Source organism: Micromonospora sp. U56, assembly GCF_018070095.1.
Taxonomy (GTDB): Bacteria; Actinomycetota; Actinomycetes; order Mycobacteriales; family Micromonosporaceae; genus Micromonospora; species Micromonospora purpureochromogenes.
Map to the genome: position 1 here is coordinate 1 of NZ_JAGPYL010000011.1, position 15,340 is coordinate 15,340.

Consider the following 15,340-nt stretch of genomic DNA (forward strand, 5'->3'; position numbering starts at 1 on the left):
CCCCCGCCGCGCACGGCGCCACGCCGGACCCCTTCGTCGGCGCCCGCGTCCTGGTGCGCACCCGCCCCGGCGGTCACCGGCTGTGGCGGCCCGCGGCGGGCCCGCTGCCCGACGGCGACCGCCGGATCCTCGCCGTCTACGGCGCGCTGCCCCACGGCCGGCCCGTCGGGCGGGTGCCCGCCGACCGGAACCCGGGCCGGTCCTGCCTGGCGGTGCTCGACCCGGCCGATCTCGCGCCGACCTCCACCGGCTGCGCGGCTCCGCTGGCCGGAGACGGCCTCGGGGCCGACTCCCCCGACGGACGGTGGCTGCTGGTCAACGGCCGTACCGGCGGGACAACCGGCGCGCTCCTGGTCGACCTCACCGGCCCGGAACCGGGCCACGCCGCCCGGGCCGCCGGCCCGACGATCAGCGGCGAGGTGGCCTGGAACGGCGCCATGACGGCCGCCTACGTCGACCGGGGCGGGGCGCTGGCGCGGGTCGACCCCGACAAGGTGCTGGCCGGGGGACGGGCCTCCACGACGATGCTGAGCGGGGTCACCTCCGGCGAGCGCCCGGTCGTGGTGGCCGGCGCCTCCTGACGGCCGGGCGGTAGCGTCGGAGCGTGATCTCGCGTCCGGCGATCGACCTGCACACCCACTCCACCGCCAGCGACGGCACGCTGAGCCCGGCCGAGCTGGTCCGCGCCGCCGCCGACGCCGGGCTGGACGTCGTCGCCATCACCGACCACGACACCACCGCCGGCTGGGACGCCGCCGTGCGGGCGCTGCCGCCCGGCCTCACCCTGATCCGCGGCGCGGAGATCTCCTGCCGGTGGCACGGGATCGAGCCGGCCGTCCCGCTGCACCTGCTCGCGTACCTCTTCGACCCGGACCACCCGGAACTCGTCGCCGAGCTGGCCCGGGTGCGGCTCGCCCGCGAGGTGCGCGGCGAGCGGATCGTCGAGCTGCTGCGCGCCGACGGGGTCGACATCAGCTGGCCGGAGATCATGGCCGCGGCCGGCGGCGGGACCGTCGGCCGGCCGCACATCGCCGCGGCGCTCATCCGGGCCGGCCTGGTCGCCACCACCACCGAGGCGTTCGGGTCGGACTGGCTGGGCGAGCGCTACCGGCTGCCGAAGGAGGACGTGGACGTGTTCCGGGCGGTCGAGCTGATCCGGGCCGCCGGGGGCGTACCGGTCTTCGCCCACCCCCGGGCGACCCGGCGGGGCCGGATCGTGCCGGACGAGCTGATCGTCGAGCTGGCCGCGGCCGGGCTGGCCGGCCTGGAGGCCGACCACGAGGACCACTCCCCGGCCGAGGCCGCGCACGTGCGCGCGCTCGCTGCCGAGCTGGGCCTGCTGGTGACCGGCTCGTCGGACTTCCACGGCACGCACAAGACCGTGCGGCTGGGCGCGCACACCACCGCGCCGGAGGCGTACGAGCGGATCGTGGCGGCGGCCTCCGGGGTGACCGGGGTCGCTTCCGGCTGATCCGCGTTTCCGTCCACAGCGGCCCGACTACGGTTAGCCGGTGGATCTCAAGCTCTTCGGTGAGGTCTTCGTGACCCTGCTGGTGATCGTCGACCCGCCGGGCATGATGCCCATCTTCCTCGCCCTGACCGGGCCGCTGACCGCGCGCGACCGCCACCGGGCGGCCTGGCAGGCGGTCGCGTTGGCGCTCGGCGTGATCGTGATCTTCGCCGTGGCCGGTCAGACGCTCCTCGACTACCTGCACGTGGACCTGCCCGCGTTGCAGGCGGCCGGCGGCCTGCTGCTGGTGCTGGTCGCGCTGGAACTGCTGACCGGCAAGGCCGACGACCCCAGCCAGCAGGTCACCTCGAACATCGCGCTGGTGCCGCTGGGCACGCCGCTGCTGGCCGGTCCGGGCGCCATCGTGGCGACCATGCTCTTCGTGCAGCAGGCCGACGGTTTCGACGACCACTCCGCGATCGCCGCCGCCATCGTCGCGGTGATGATCGCGGTCTGGATCGTGCTGCGCTTCTCCGGCGGCATCGTCAAGGTCCTGCGCCCCGGCGGCATCGAAGTGCTGACCCGGATCGCCGGCCTGCTGCTGGCCGCGATCGCCGTGCAGCTCATCGCCGACGCGGTCGCCGCCTTCGTCACCCAGTACGTGAACATGACCTGACCTGACCGGGCCCGGCGGCGGCGGTGCGGGCGTGGCGGTGTCGGACCCGGGTGGCAGGATCGGACCCGTGCGACGAGCCTCCTCCGCCGGACGATCCGCGGGCACCCCCCGACCCCGTGCCGAGCAGGCCGAGCAGCTGGGCTTCGAGGGCATGCCGGAGCGGCTCTTCGTCTGCACCCCCAGCAAGCTCGGTGCGTACGAGGACTGCCCCCGCCGCTACCGCTACTCCTACGTCGACCGGCCCGCCCCGCCCAAGGGGCCGCCCTGGGCGCACAACTCGCTCGGCGCCAGCGTGCACACCGCCCTGAAGAACTGGTACGCGCTCACCCCGGAGCGACGCCGGCCGGAGGCGCTGGCCGGGCTGCTCAAGGGCACCTGGGTGCGGGAGGGCTACCGCGACGACGAGCAGGAGCGGCAGGCCTACCGGCGGGCGCTCGGCTGGCTGGAGGCGTACGTCGAGACGCTGGAGCCGGGCGCCGACCCGCTCGGCGTGGAGCGGGTGGTCGCGGTCCGCACGGCGGTGCTGGCCTTCAACGGCCGCGCCGACCGGATCGACTCCCGACCCGGGCCGGACGGGCCCGAGCTGGTCATCGTCGACTACAAGACCGGCCGCACCGGGCTGGACACCGACGACGCGCGGGGCTCGCAGGCACTGGCGCTGTACGCGTACGCCGCCGAGCGGACGTTCCGCCGGCCGTGCCGCCGGGTGGAGCTGCACCACCTGCCCACCGGGACGGTCGCCGCGCACGACCACACCACCGAGTCGCTGGCCCGGCAGCTCACCCGCGCCGAGGACACCGCGCGCGACATCATCGCCGCCGAGCGGGCGGTCGCCGACGGGGCCGATCCCGACGAGGCGTTCCCGCCGGTGGCCGGGCCGCGCTGCGGCTGGTGCGACTACCGCCGTAGCTGCCCGGTGGGGGCGCAGGTGCCCGGCCGCGAGCCGTGGGCGGCGATGGACCGCCCGGCCGCACCCGGCTCCGACTCCGCCGCGGTGGCGGGCGGCGGTAGCTGAGGCGGGAAGCCCTGGCATGCCCAGAGTGACGCCCGTGCCGCAGGACTTGAGAATGAGCGATATGCCTGTCAGGCATAAATATTCCGCTCAGGCATATCGCTCACCAGGGTGTGTGCCGGCTGGCCGGCGGCGCGCTTCGGCGGTCAGCGCCCTCTGTCACATCAGCCATGGCTGGTGAATGCCGAGCCGACCGCTCCGGGCGGCGGGCGAGGAGGTGCCAGGGTAGGGTCGCACCCTCCGGGGTGACCGACCGACCGACCGACCGACCGACCGAACCGTCACCGTCGCAGGTCAGGCGGCCGTCGCGGCGAGGCGAGCGGCCCGTTCCTTGGCCGCCTGCTGCATCGGGCCCTCGCGCCAGTCGCGGGGCAGCGCGGCCAGGGCGAGGCGCAGCGCGCGGACGCCCAGGTCGGCCGAGAGCGCGGTGGTGGGCAGCCCCAGGCCGCCGTACAACCGCAGCGCCCAGGGCGGCAGCAGGCCGAGCGCGGTGCCGGCGATCCCCAGGTACGCCCAGCGGGGCGGCCCGAGACTGAGGCCCAGCCGGGCCGGCAGGCTGAGCTTCCACGGGATCGGCGGCGCGGTCAGGAACAGGGCGGTCTCGGCCGCCTCCCTGGTCATCCGCAGCTCGGGCCGTACCGATCGGTAGTAGTCGGCGACCTCGGCGGCGCTGCCGGGCACCTCGGCCGGGTCGAGCCCGACCAGCCCGGCCGCGCGCCGCTGCTCGGCGTAGTAGCCGTCCACCTCGGCGTCGGTCAGCGACAGCCCGGCCCGGCGGGCGGTGCTGACGAACGACTCGACCTCGGTGACGTGCACCCAGCGCAGCAGCGCCGGGTCGTCGATCCGGAACTCCTCGCCGGTCAGCGGGTCGGTGGCGCGCATCCGGGCGTGCAGGCCGCGCAGCCGCCGACCGGCCGCCTTCGCCTCGGCGGTGGTGCCGTAGATGACGGTGCCGACGTACGTGGCGGTCCGGACCAGCCGGCCCCACGCGTCGGTGCGGTAGTTGCTGTTCTGCGCCACGCCGGCCATCGCCCGCGGATGCAGCGCCTGGAGGTAGAGGGAGCGCAGGCCGGCGACGATCAGGACCGGCTCGTCGTGCACCTTCCAGGTGACCGATGCCGGACCGAAGAGGCCGATGTCGTCGGAGTCCACCGCCCAAGAGTGCCACGGGACGCTCGGGTGCGACCCGGTCGTCGGATCACCCGGTCCACGGCGGTGACCGTCGACGGCGAGCGGGGGTGCTGGGACCCCGGGTCAGGCGTCGGCGGACCGGCGGGCCTGGCAGGTGGGGCAGAGCCCCCAGAAGGTCACTTCCGCCTCGTCGACCTCGAAGCCGTTCGCGGTGCTCGGGTCGAGGCAGGGGGCGCCACCGACGGCACAGTCGACGTCGGCGATCTCGCCGCAGCCCCGGCACACCACGTGGTGGTGGTTGTCGCCCACCCGGGCCTCGTAACGGGCGGGACTGCCGGCCGGCTCGATCCGGCGGGACAGGCCGGCGCGGGAGAGCGCGCCGAGGACGTCGTACACCGCCTGGGTGGAGACCGAGTCGAGGCGTTCGCGTACCCGGCGGGTGATCTCGTCGACCTCCAGGTGGCCGCCGGCGGCCAGCACGTCCAGGACGGCGAGGCGCGGCCGGGTGACCCGCAGGCCCCTCGACCGGAGCAGCTCCTCACCACTGGACATGAGGCAATGACAGCACGGGGTCACCAGGTCGACAAGTGAGCCCGGCGGCACGTGGCCCCGGCCACAGCTCAACAGCCTTTTCGTGGCCGGTGAACCGCATCGGCTGACACCGCGTGTGTCCGATCGGGGGCGTGCTGCGACGGATGGATCGTCGTACGCTTTCGCGGCCAACCGCAGCCATCGTCGGAGGTGTCGGTGTTCAAGGAGATCAACGGCCTGCCGGGCCACATCCTGGTGATCCACGCGGCGGTGGTGTTCGTCCCGCTGCTGGCACTGCTCGCCTCCGCGTACGGGCTGGTGCCCCGCTGGCGCCCCCGGCTCGCCTGGGCGGTGGCGATTCTCTCCGTGGTGACGCCGGTGATCACCTGGGTGGCCACCGAGTCCGGCGAGGCGTTCGAGGAGTTCCTGAAGGGCAAGAACTACCCGCCCCAGTTGCTGGCCAAGATCGAGGAGCATTCCGAGTACGGCGACACGACGTTCTGGCTCACCCTGGGGCTCGCCGTGGCGGCCCTGGTGCTGCTGGCGCTGACCAGCGACCGGGTGCGTACCCCGCGCCTGCCGTCCTGGGTGAACTGGCTGCTCACCGGTGCCATCGTGGTGCTGGGGGTGTTCGCGCTGAGCTACGTCGTGCTGACCGGCGACACGGGCGCCCAGTCGGTCTGGGGCAACACCCTCTGACCGTCGTCCGCCTCAGAAGAGCGCCCGGGAGCAGAGCAGACAGAGCAGGACCAGCAACACGGCCCCAGCCACCCCGCCGATCGCGTAGGTGATCCGCTGCGCGCGCTGCTCCGCCGCGTCCATGGCCTCCATGTCCTGCGGCGGCAGCGCCCGCGGCGGCGTGGCCTGGAGGTGCACCGGCGGTCGCCAACCGGGCGGCGGCGGGGTGGTCGGCGGCGGACCGGCGTAGCCACCGACGAGCCGCGCAGCCGCCTGCCCCGGGACCGGCGGCGGGGGTAAGTCCGTCGGGGCGGCCCACGGTGACGGCGAGGTCGGTGCGGCGGGCGTGCCGGCAGCCGCCACGCCGTTGGTCGTCGCCGTGGTGCCGGTGGCCGGCCCGGAGGGCTGCGGCCCCGCTGCCGGGGTGAGGCCGAAGGTGGGCTCGCCGAGCGTCGCTCCGTCGGTGCCCGGGGCGCTCCGGCCGGTGTCGGGAGTCGTCCGGTCGGTGTCCGGTGCCGTCGGCTGGGGCTGCTCGGGCGGCCGTCGCCAGAACTCGTCCTCGGAGCTGGCACCGCTGGGCGTCGTCACGCCGTCCGACGCTACCAACGCGGGGAGCGCTGGGCCGCCCGACGCGGCGACGGGTCGGTGCCGATGACAACGGCGAGGTGGCGGCGACCGGGACTGGTGTGGCTCGCAGCCGAGCTGCGGGAGGGCGCAGTCCCGGGTCGCCTGGTCGATGAGGTCGGGCGGCTGCACGCTCGCCGTCCTGGTCTACGTGTGGCCGCCAGGATCGGGCTGGGCTGGGATAGTGTTGCCGCTCGTGAGCATCGAGGATCCGGACGTGCGCGACGACGACCGCGCCGTCGATCTCAGCGAGGATTTCGTGGTGCTGCCCGAGCAGACCGTGGACGACACCGACCACGGCTGGGGTGAGCGCATCGGCGGCAACGACGACTGGCTGCTCGCCGAGCGCCCGCCGCACTGGGGCTGACCCACCTTTCTTCCGTCTGGCCGGCGGGCTCTCCGACAGCGTCCCCATGATCAGGTAGCAATTCCCGAGCCTCGCGCCGGCGTGTCGCCTCGGAAATTGCTACTCGATCAAGAACCCCTGCTGCTGGCGCTGATGGCGTCCGAAGAGACGATCGAGGCGGCCGCTGGTGGAGATCGCGGCAGCAGCCTGTGTGACAGCGCTCGTCCCGTCAGGCCCGTGCGTGGGGCGAAGGGGCTGGGTCAGCCGCGTACCACGACGGCGAAGCGACTGCCCTCCGGTTGGCCGACGGCGCGTTGTGCCTGATCCGGGCGGAGCGCCAGGTAGAGGGCCGAGGATCCGTCGGCGGCGTCGCCGCCCACCACGTCGAGCACCAGCGCTCCGGAGGCCACCAGTGCGGCCTCCACCGGTGTCCGGCCGGCCGGTACGACCAGCAGGTCGACCCGGGCTCCCGGCCGCAGCACGGCGAGCGCGGCGGGTTCGGCCAGCCGCACTGGTACGCCCACCGACCCGCTCGGCAGCGACAGTGCGCCCCGTCGATCGCCTCCGGTCGACGGCCCCGCCCCCGACCGACCACTTTCGGTCGGCGGTCCCGCCCCCGACCGATCACCCTCGGTCGACGGTCCCGCCGCCGGCACGCCTGAGTTGGACGGCTCCCCGCCCGACAGCTCCCCGGCTGATCCGGTCCCGCCCGCCGATGCGGCCGGTGTGCCTCCGGCGGTCGCGCCGTCAGCCGAGGAGCCCGGTGAAAGAGCCGGGGCGGGACAGCCGCCGGACGAGTCGAGGACGACGACCGCCAGGCCGAGCAGGGCAGCGACCAGCCCGAGGCGCAGCAGCGTGCCGCCGGCTGGCCGGCGGAGCCAGCGCACCGGGCGCAGGGAGTCCCTCCCGTCCGGGCCACCACCAGTCATGCCGCCCACCTCCCACCTCGCCGTCGAGCCACCCGTCCCGGAACCCAGCGCGTGCCTGCCGTCGGGCCGCCCCGGAACCCAGCGCGTGCCTGCCGTCGGGCCGCCCCGCATCCCGAGGGCCCACCGCCGGCCCTCACCTCGCTGTCCGGCCGCCGTCGCGGCGCTCGGACAGCACGCTAGGGGGCAGGAGCGGACGCAGCAGTGCCGTGTGCACCGGCCTGTGGACAACCGGCAGGGCTGTGGACAACGCCCCGAAGCGGCGCTCGATCTGCTACCGAGGTCGGTGTGGTCGGGCGACCGGACTGACCGAGCGAAACGGCCGTCGGCTGGGTCGTCGACGTCATCGTCTTCCCAGCGCCACAGCCTCCGCCCGACGATCATGGTCAGCTCGGCCGGCGACATCGGAAACCCTTCGACCGGGCCAGATCACCGGGGACCGTCACCAGCAGCGGATCATCGAAACCCTTGCCTGCGCCTGCCCACCGGTGACCGCAGGGCCGATCGAGACCGGGTCCCGACCGCCAGGCCGACGGTGCCGAGGCTGAGTCGTTCGCGTCATCAGATCCACAGCGCCGCACACCGGGTCGGCAAGCCGGCCAGCTTCCCGCGCCCGGGGGACCGAGGACCGCAGGCGGGGCGAGCAGAGTGCGTACGCCAAACGCCCCCGCGGCCCGAACAGGGCGGCGGGGGCGGTGGCGTTCGAAATCAGGAGGAGGCGGAGGTGCTGGCCGCGGTCTTGGCCGACCCGCCGTTGGACGAACCCGACGAGCCGGACGTGCTGCCGCCGTTGGACGAGGCGGCCGACGACCCGCTACCCGACGAGGAGCCGCTGTCCGACTTCTCCGGCTTCGGGGTGGTGCTGCCGGTCTTGCTCTCCGAGCCGGAGGAGCGGGAGTCGGTGCGGTAGAAGCCGGAGCCCTTGAACACGACACCAACCGAGTTGAAGACCTTGCGCAGCCGCCCCGCGCACGTGGGGCACTCGGTCAGCGGCTCGTCGGAGAAGGACTGCACCGCCTCGAGCTGGTGGCCGCACGCGGTGCAGGCGTACTGGTACGTGGGCACGTTCTCCTCCGGATCTGGTACGGCCGGTTGGCACTCGACGGTTTCGAGTGCCAATGGTGCGTCATCGGGCCCGGGTTCGTCCAGCGGACGTGGGGGGATCGACACCGGGCGCGTCGGTCAGCGTACGCAGACCGCCCGACGGGGTGATCACGGCGTGCACCGGGCGGTCGTGCGGCTGGGCGGGCAGCGCCTCGACCAGCTCACCGTCGTGCAACAGCGCCACCGTCAGCACTCTTCCCGGCAGCCGGGCCAGCGCCCGGTCGTACGAGCCGCCGCCGCGCCCCAGGCGCAGGCCACGGTGGTCCACCGCCAGCGCCGGCACCACCACCAGCTCCGCCTCGCCGATCGCCGCGCGACCCAGCCGGGGGCCGGCCGGCTCCCGCATGCCGCGCCCGGCCGCCACCAGCGAGTCGGGCCCGTCGTACACCGCCCAGTCGAGGTCCAGGTCGGCACGGAGCACCGGCAGCAGCAGCTCGGCCCGGCCGGGCAGCGCCGCGCGCAGGGCCTCCGGCAGCTCCGGGCCGCCCGGCTCGGAGCCCACCGGCACGTACCCGGTCATCCGGCGCGGGCGCAGCCGGCGTACCAGATCCACCAGCTCGGCCCGGACGCGCGCCGCGGCTTCGGCCCGCTGCGGCGCGGTCAGCGCCCGGCGGTGGGCGAGCAGCGCGACCCGCGTCTCGCGTTTGGCCTCATGCGCTCCATCAGGAAATTCGGGCACGCAACACTCCCTTGCGCAAACCGCCTCTTCCGGTTGCTCTGTGTCAGCATCGCAGGAACGGGCGCGGAACTTCCGGGGGGAAGCTTGACGCTACGCGGGCGGTTGACGGCGGCCTTCCTCGCGGTGGTGCTCGGCCCGGTGCTGCTCGGAGCGGTCTTCGTCGGCACCACCCTCGCGGCCGTCGACCGCAGCCGCTCCACCGAACGCCTCGGACTCGCCGCCTCGACCGTGCGTACCTCGGTGGACGCCCTCTGCCAGCAACTCCGGGCCGCCGCCGACGCGGTGGCGCTGGGTACCGATCCCGCCGCCCGCGCCGGCGCCGCCACCCAGGTGGTCAGCCGGGGCCTGGCCGGCGCGGTCCTGGTCACCGACGTGGCCGGCACCACGACCTACGCCACCCCAGGCGCGCCCCCGACGCCCTGGCAGGACTGCTCCGGCGACCGGACCGCTGCCGGGCCGGTCCGGGCGCTCAGCGCCCGGGTGGACCTGCGCGACCCGGCCGGCGTCGCGCTCGGCACCGTCGTCGCCGCCCAGGTGGTCGACCCGGCGTTCGTCGCCCGGCTGGCCGCCGCCACCGGCGTCGCGGTCACCCTGCTCGACGGCCCCGCCGCCCCCGACCGGGTCACCCACACCACCGAGTCCAACCGGGTACGCGAGGCGGTGCTCGCCGCCGCGAGCACCGTCGACGGCGACCGGGTCACCGAGACCCCCGACGGCAGGTACGTGCGCCGCCTCGGACCGAGCCCGGGGCAGCCGCTGCCGCTGGTCCTCTCCGTCCCGGGCGAACAGCCGGCCGGGCTGCCCGCCGTGCTGGTCGGCGCGGTGCTCCTCGCCGCCGTGCTGGCGGTGCTGGCCGCCTGGCGGCTGGCCCGGGTGACCACCCGGCCGCTGGTCGAGCTGGCCGGCGCGGTGGACCGGGTGGCCCGTGGCGACCTGACCGCGCGGGTGCCGGTGCGCAGTCGGGACGAGATCGGCCGGCTGGCCGGCGCGTTCAACCGGATGACCCGGGAGACGGCCAGCTACGTGGCGGCGTTGACCAGCAGTCGGGACCAGTTGCGGGGGCACCTGGCGGTGCTCGGCGACACCCTGGCCAGCACCCACGACCTGCAACGCATCCTGCGGGTGATCCTGCACAGCGCGCTTGCGGCGACCGGGGCGCGGGCCGGGGCGGTGCTGCTGCTCGACCCGGACGGCGTGCTGGTGGGGCAGTGCGCCGAAGGGCTGGACGGCCGGGTGCCGGACGCCGAGCCGCTGCGGGTGCCGATCGGGGCCGGGGTGATCGGCGCGGTCGCCGCCACCGGGGAGCCGCAGCGCGGCCGGGTCGAGCCGGCCGAGGCGCCGGCGGGGGAGCCGCGCTGCGAGACGTACGTGGCGGTGCCCTTCGCCGCGCCCGGCGGCGCCGAACCGGCGGGCCGGGAGCCGGCGGTCGGGGTGCTGGCCCTCTACGACCGGCTGGGCGGCGAAGAGTTCGACGACGACGACCTGGCCACCCTGCGCACCTTCGCCGGCCACGCGGCGGTCGCGGTGGAGAACGTCCGGGTGCACGAGGAGGCGCAACGGCTCTCGCTGACCGACCCGCTGACCGGGCTCTGGAACTACCGCTACCTGCGCGAGTCGCTGCGCCGCGAGGTGGAGCGGGCCAGCCGGTTCGGACGGATGCTCAGCATCCTCGCCTTGGACGTGGACCGGTTCAAGCGGGTCAACGACACGTACGGGCACACCGCCGGCGACGTTGTGCTGGCCGAGTTCGCCCGCCGGGTACGCGGCGAGATCCGCGAGGTCGACCTGGCGTTCCGGCAGGGCGGCGAGGAGTTCGTGGTACTGCTGCCGGAGACCGACGCCCGGGGCGCGGCGATCGTCGCCGAGCGGTTGGGCGCGGCCGTGCGGGACACCCCGATCGTGGTGGACGAGCACGTGGCGATCACGGTGACCGTCTCCATCGGCATCGCCGTCTACCCCGACCACGCCAGCACCGGCCAGCAGGTGCTCGACGCCGCCGACGAGGCGTTGTACGCGGCCAAGGCCGCCGGGCGGGACGGTTACCGGGTGACCGGGCTGCGCCCCGACGCGGTGACCGAGGAGATCCCGGTGCCGGCCGGCGCGGTCAGCCCGGACGACGAGCTGCCGCGCGCCGGGCCGGCGGCCACCAGGGCGGCGGAGGGTTCGAGCCGGCAGGCCGCCGCAGTCCCGGCACCCGCTCCGGGTGTGACACAGCCGGCTACGGGCGGCGCGTCTTCCGGTCCTCACCCGCCGCGGCAGAGCCGTGGCCGATAGTCTCGCGACATGTCGGAGCACTCAGCGAACCCCTCGACGGCCGCCGCGACCGGTCGTCCCCGTGCAGTCAAGGCCGTCATCCCGGCCGCCGGCCTGGCCACCCGGTTCCTGCCGGCGACGAAGGCGGTGCCCAAGGAACTGCTGCCGGTCGTCGACCGTCCGGTCCTGCAGTACATCGTCGAGGAGGCCGCCCAGGCCGGGCTCACCGACGTACTGCTGATCACCGGGCGCAACAAGACGGCCATGGTGGACCACTTCGACCGCCGGCCCGACCTGGAGGAACGGCTCGCGAAGAAGCCGGAGCTGCTGGCCGCCGTGCAGCGCACCACCGAGCTGGCCGAGATCCACACCCGCCGCCAGCCGGAGCAGCTCGGCCTCGGCCACGCCGTCGGGTACGCCGCGTCGCACGTCGGCGACGAGCCCTTCGCGGTGCTGCTCGGCGACGAGTTCGTCAAGCTCGACCAGCCGCTGCTGCCGGCCATGCTGGAACTCCAGGCGCGCACCGGCGGTGTGGTGCTGGCCTTCTTCGAGGTGGACCCGGCCGAGACCAGCCGGTACGGCATCGCCTCGGTCGAGCCGGCCGAGTCGGAGCTGACCGACATCGGCGAGGTGGTCAAGGTGACCGGCATGGTGGAGAAGCCGAAGCCGGAGGACGCGCCGAGCAACCTCGCCGTCCTCGGCCGGTACGTGCTGCCGGGCCGGATCTTCGACGCGATCCGACGCACCGAGCCGGGCAGCGGCGGCGAGATCCAGCTGACCGACGCGATGGAACTGCTGCGCAACGAGGGCGTGCCGGTGCACGCCATCGTCTACCGGGGCACCCGCTACGACACCGGCATGCCGCTGGGCTACCTCCAGACGGTGGTCCAGATCGCCGTCGAGCGCGACGACATCGGCGGTGAGTTCCGCAAGTGGCTGGCCGAGTTCGTCAACTCCGACGCGTCGGGCGGTCCTAATACATGACAGCGACGGCCGACGCCGAGGCGGCCGCGAACGAGTTGACGCCGCTCGCCGACTACCTGGGCAGTGTGCTGCGCAGGTTGCGCGCGCTGCCTCCGCTCGACCTCGACCTCACCCAGGCGTACGGCAACGTCCTCGCCGAGGACGTCGTCGCGCCACACTCGTTCCCCGCCTTCGACCAGGCGGCGGTGGACGGGTACGCGGCCCGCTGGGAGGACCTCGTCGGCTACGGCCCGGCCCCCTCCGGGGGGTCGGGCGGCCGTACCGTGCGGTTGAACGTGGTCGGCGACCTGGGCGCGGCGAGCTGGCGACCGGTCCGGCTCACCCCGGGCTCGTGCTTCTCGGTCGCCGCCGGGGCGCCGCTGCCGGTGGCCGCGGACGTGGTCGTCCCCGTCGAGTGGACCGACCAGGGCATGGCCGCGGTGGAGATCTTCCGGACCCCCAAGCGCGGGTACGGCGTCCGTCGCGCCGGTGAGGAACTACCCGCCGGCACCCTGCTCGCCCGCGCCGGCACGTACGTCTCGCCGGCGTTGGTCGCCGTCCTCGCCGCCACCGGGATCGGGCACGTGGTGGTCCGGCCCAGCCCGCGGGTGGTCATCGTGGCCACCGGCGACGAACTCGTCGACGTCGGCCGGGGCAGCCAGCCCGGCCAGGTGGTGGACGCCAACTCGCACGCGCTGACCGCCGCCGCGGCCGAGGTGGGCGCGCTGGCGTACCGGGTCGGCATCTGCGACGACGACCCGGAGGGGCTGCGCGGCCTGCTGGAGGACCAGACCCTGCGGGCCGACCTGATCATCACCACCGGCGGCACCGGCACCGGCCCGGGCGACATGGTCCGGCGCATCCTGTCCAGGAGGGAGGGTGGCCGGGCCGGCCCGGTCACCTTCACCGAGGTCGCGCTCTATCCCGGCACCGCGCTCGGATTCGGTACCGTCGGCGCCGAGGAGGTACCGGTGGTGTGCCTTCCCGGTGAGCCCGGCTCGGCGCTGATCGGCTTCGAGGTGCTGGCCCGCCCGGCCATCAACCTGCTGGCCGGGGCGGAGCCGGTGTTCCGGCCGAGCGTCCGCGCGCACCTGCTGGAGACCATCACCTCCCCGGGCGGGCTGCGCGAGTTCCGCCCCGCGCACGTCGCCGAGCGGCGCGGCGGGGGATACACGGTCCAGCCGCTGCCGGGTGGGCCGTTCACCCTGTCCGGGCTGGCCGAGGCGAACGGGCTGATGGTGCTCGGCGAGCGGGTGACCACCGCCGCCGCCGGCTCCACCGTGGACGTACTCCTGTTGGACCGGCGCCGGTGAGTCTGTTCGGCTTCGGGCGGGCGCCGGGTTGGCCGGTGGTGTTGACCGACGGTCCGGTGGTGCTGCGGCCGTACCGGCGTTCGGACGCGGCCGCCTGGTCGGCGGTGCGCCGCGCCAACCAGGCCTGGCTGGCGCCGTGGGAGTCGCACCTGCCGGGCACCTGGGACGAGACCAACTCGCCGACCGCGTTCCGCTACGTCCACAAGGACCAGCGGCGCTCGGCGCGGACCGGTGAGGGGCTGCCGTTCGCGGTCTGCCTCCGCCAGGACGGCCGGGACCGGCTGGTCGGGCACCTCAACGTGGGCAGCATCGTCCGGCGGGCGTTCTGCTCCGGGTACGTCGGATACTGGATGGACTCCGCAGTGGCCGGTCGCGGGGTGATCCCGACCGCGATGGCGCTCGCCGTGGACCACGCCTTCGGGCCGGGCGGGCTGCACCGGGTCGAGGTGAACATCCGACCCGAGAACCGGCCGTCCCGGCGAGTGGTGGAGAAGCTGGGCTTCCGCGAAGAGGCGTACCACGTACGCTACATGCACATCGACGGGGCGTGGCGCGACCACATCGGATACGCGATGACCAGCGAGGAGGTCGCCGCCGAAGGCGGTCTGCTGGCCCGCTGGCACCGGATCCGTGACCGCGCGGGGTGAGCCGTCCCACGGACGGGATCGGCGCGGCGCGCCGGCATCAGGGTCGAACGCCCGTAACCTCAAGTAACTGCAAGCTGTGGCAAGCGCTGCCCGCCCGTACGATCTGCGCCGTGGACGACCATCCGGGGAAGATCCTGCGGTGGCCCGGCGATTGCCCCGAATTCGGTGACGGGAGGGGTGAGGGTGCCGACCTCGGTGCTCCTCGCCGTCCTCGCCGCTGCCGGCCTGCTCGCCCTCGCGCCGGCGCTGGTCCGCCGGTACGACGCCACCGAGCGGCTGGTGGCGGAGCGGGCGCAGTCGACGGCGCGGGTGCTCCAGCGCCGTCGGCGACGCCGTACTGTCCCGGGACGGCGGCCGGTCAACCCGTCCCGCGCCCTCGTTGTCACGCTCAGTGAAGATGCGAACACGGGCGGTCTGAGCGCCCCGGTCTCCGCGCCCCCGGCGGCGGGCCGCCGCTCGGGCCGGCTGCGCGCCGTGCCGCCCGCCCCCCGCAAGGCCCGCCGTCGACCGCCACCCCGGCGCCGCCACACCCCGGCCGTCTACCGGCGTCGCCGGGTGCTCGCCGCGCTGCTGCTGCTCAACTTCGTCGAGCTGGTCGGCGTGATCGTGGTCAGCCCCGGCTTCTGGATCAGCATCTCGGTCACCGGGACGCTGCTGGTGGCGTACGTCGTACACCTGCGCAAGCGGGCGGTGGCGGAGCGCCGGCGGCGGCGGATCCAGGCCCGGGAGGCGGCGTGGCTGGCCGCCCGGCAGGCCGAGGTGCGGCGGGAGCAGGCCCGCCGGGCGGCGGCCCGCCGGGAGGCGCAGCGCCGCCTGGCGGCCCAGCGCGAGGCGGTACGCCGCAGCGCGATGGGCCTGGACCGGTCGGGCGACCTGCCGGCCGCGGCCGGCGGGGGCGGCTCCGTCTCCTACCGCCGGGCCGGTGGACTGCGGGGACGGCCGTACCAGTCCGGCCGGGGCTCCTCCCACCCCGCCTGACCGGCGTTGTTCCTCGCCGCGTTGTTCCT

Annotated in this window: 16 protein-coding genes and 1 pseudogene; 11 read left to right on the forward strand and 6 right to left on the reverse strand. The window is 74.9% G+C overall.

Annotation, left to right across the window (positions count from 1 at the left end; translation table 11 throughout):
- The 4 genes and pseudogenes from KBX37_RS06650 to KBX37_RS06665 all read left to right on the forward strand — a co-directional run.
- Positions 1–581 (forward strand): annotated as a pseudogene (locus KBX37_RS06650) (hypothetical protein); the annotation flags it as partial.
- A 26-nt stretch (positions 582–607) separates the two neighbouring features.
- Positions 608–1,471, forward strand: coding sequence for a PHP domain-containing protein (locus KBX37_RS06655; protein ID WP_210775115.1), 864 nt, complete (start codon positions 608–610; stop codon positions 1,469–1,471).
- A gap of 40 nt (positions 1,472–1,511) precedes the next feature.
- Positions 1,512–2,126, forward strand: a complete 615-nt coding sequence (locus KBX37_RS06660) for a MarC family protein (RefSeq protein ID WP_210775042.1) — start codon at positions 1,512–1,514, stop codon at positions 2,124–2,126.
- A gap of 151 nt (positions 2,127–2,277) precedes the next feature.
- Positions 2,278–3,141, forward strand: coding sequence for a PD-(D/E)XK nuclease family protein (locus KBX37_RS06665; RefSeq protein ID WP_247657186.1), 864 nt, complete (start codon positions 2,278–2,280; stop codon positions 3,139–3,141).
- Positions 3,142–3,432: 291 nt separating this feature from the next.
- Here KBX37_RS06665 and KBX37_RS06670 read toward each other — a convergent pair whose 3' ends face one another.
- Together KBX37_RS06670 and KBX37_RS06675 are read right to left on the reverse strand one after the other, a co-directional pair.
- A complete protein-coding gene (locus tag KBX37_RS06670; RefSeq protein WP_210775044.1) occupies positions 3,433–4,290 on the reverse strand; it encodes an oxygenase MpaB family protein in 858 nt (285 codons plus the stop codon).
- A 102-nt stretch (positions 4,291–4,392) separates the two neighbouring features.
- Positions 4,393–4,821, reverse strand: coding sequence for a Fur family transcriptional regulator (locus KBX37_RS06675; RefSeq protein ID WP_210775045.1), 429 nt, complete (start codon positions 4,819–4,821; stop codon positions 4,393–4,395).
- Positions 4,822–5,016: 195 nt separating this feature from the next.
- Between KBX37_RS06675 and KBX37_RS06680 the strand changes: the two genes are divergently transcribed.
- Complete coding sequence (locus KBX37_RS06680; protein ID WP_210775046.1) at positions 5,017–5,499, forward strand: DUF2231 domain-containing protein; 483 nt, start codon at positions 5,017–5,019, stop codon at positions 5,497–5,499.
- A gap of 12 nt (positions 5,500–5,511) precedes the next feature.
- On the opposite strand, the gene KBX37_RS34250 is transcribed toward KBX37_RS06680, so the two are convergent.
- On the reverse strand, positions 5,512–6,066 hold the full coding sequence (locus tag KBX37_RS34250) for a hypothetical protein (protein WP_307848980.1): 555 nt from the start codon (positions 6,064–6,066) through the stop codon (positions 5,512–5,514).
- Between the two features lie 223 nt (positions 6,067–6,289).
- Between KBX37_RS34250 and KBX37_RS06690 the strand changes: the two genes are divergently transcribed.
- The gene (locus tag KBX37_RS06690) at positions 6,290–6,469 is read left to right on the forward strand and encodes a hypothetical protein (RefSeq protein WP_247657189.1); all 180 of its coding nucleotides are present in this window, start codon (positions 6,290–6,292) and stop codon (positions 6,467–6,469) included.
- 239 nt (positions 6,470–6,708) lie between these two features.
- Here KBX37_RS06690 and KBX37_RS06695 read toward each other — a convergent pair whose 3' ends face one another.
- The 3 genes from KBX37_RS06695 to KBX37_RS06705 all read right to left on the reverse strand — a co-directional run bounded on the left by KBX37_RS06695 (position 6,709) and on the right by KBX37_RS06705 (position 9,157).
- On the reverse strand, positions 6,709–6,972 hold the full coding sequence (locus KBX37_RS06695; RefSeq protein ID WP_247657178.1) for a hypothetical protein: 264 nt from the start codon (positions 6,970–6,972) through the stop codon (positions 6,709–6,711).
- 1,110 nt (positions 6,973–8,082) lie between these two features.
- A complete protein-coding gene (locus tag KBX37_RS06700) occupies positions 8,083–8,439 on the reverse strand; it encodes an FmdB family zinc ribbon protein (protein WP_210775048.1) in 357 nt (118 codons plus the stop codon).
- A gap of 61 nt (positions 8,440–8,500) precedes the next feature.
- Positions 8,501–9,157 carry a 5-formyltetrahydrofolate cyclo-ligase gene (locus tag KBX37_RS06705; protein ID WP_210775049.1) on the reverse strand — a complete coding sequence of 219 codons (657 nt, stop codon included), beginning with the start codon at positions 9,155–9,157 and terminating at the stop codon, positions 8,501–8,503.
- 84 nt (positions 9,158–9,241) lie between these two features.
- Between KBX37_RS06705 and KBX37_RS06710 the strand changes: the two genes are divergently transcribed.
- The 5 genes from KBX37_RS06710 (at position 9,242) to KBX37_RS06730 (ending at position 15,311) form a co-directional block, all read left to right on the forward strand.
- Positions 9,242–11,431, forward strand: a complete 2,190-nt coding sequence (locus KBX37_RS06710; protein WP_210775050.1) for a diguanylate cyclase — start codon at positions 9,242–9,244, stop codon at positions 11,429–11,431.
- A 9-nt stretch (positions 11,432–11,440) separates the two neighbouring features.
- Complete coding sequence (locus tag KBX37_RS06715; RefSeq protein WP_179802988.1) at positions 11,441–12,394, forward strand: UTP--glucose-1-phosphate uridylyltransferase; 954 nt, start codon at positions 11,441–11,443, stop codon at positions 12,392–12,394.
- Positions 12,391–13,686 carry a gephyrin-like molybdotransferase Glp gene (gene glp / locus KBX37_RS06720; RefSeq protein ID WP_154939801.1) on the forward strand — a complete coding sequence of 432 codons (1,296 nt, stop codon included), beginning with the start codon at positions 12,391–12,393 and terminating at the stop codon, positions 13,684–13,686. Before KBX37_RS06715 ends, glp begins: the two co-directional genes overlap by 4 nt.
- The gene (locus KBX37_RS06725; RefSeq protein ID WP_210775051.1) at positions 13,683–14,333 is read left to right on the forward strand and encodes a GNAT family N-acetyltransferase; all 651 of its coding nucleotides are present in this window, start codon (positions 13,683–13,685) and stop codon (positions 14,331–14,333) included. Before glp ends, KBX37_RS06725 begins: the two co-directional genes overlap by 4 nt.
- Positions 14,334–14,510: 177 nt before the next feature.
- Positions 14,511–15,311, forward strand: coding sequence for a hypothetical protein (locus KBX37_RS06730; RefSeq protein ID WP_210775052.1), 801 nt, complete (start codon positions 14,511–14,513; stop codon positions 15,309–15,311).
- Positions 15,312–15,340 lie beyond the last annotated feature (29 nt).

Coding starts and splice junctions, on each gene's coding strand:
- KBX37_RS06665 (WP_247657186.1), top strand. CDS start 2,278: ATGCCGGAGCGGCTCTTCGTCTGCACCCCCAGCAAGCTCGGTGCGTAC.
- KBX37_RS06675 (WP_210775045.1), bottom strand. CDS start 4,821: ATGTCCAGTGGTGAGGAGCTGCTCCGGTCGAGGGGCCTGCGGGTCACC.
- KBX37_RS06715 (WP_179802988.1), top strand. CDS start 11,441: ATGTCGGAGCACTCAGCGAACCCCTCGACGGCCGCCGCGACCGGTCGT.
- glp (WP_154939801.1), top strand. CDS start 12,391: ATGACAGCGACGGCCGACGCCGAGGCGGCCGCGAACGAGTTGACGCCG.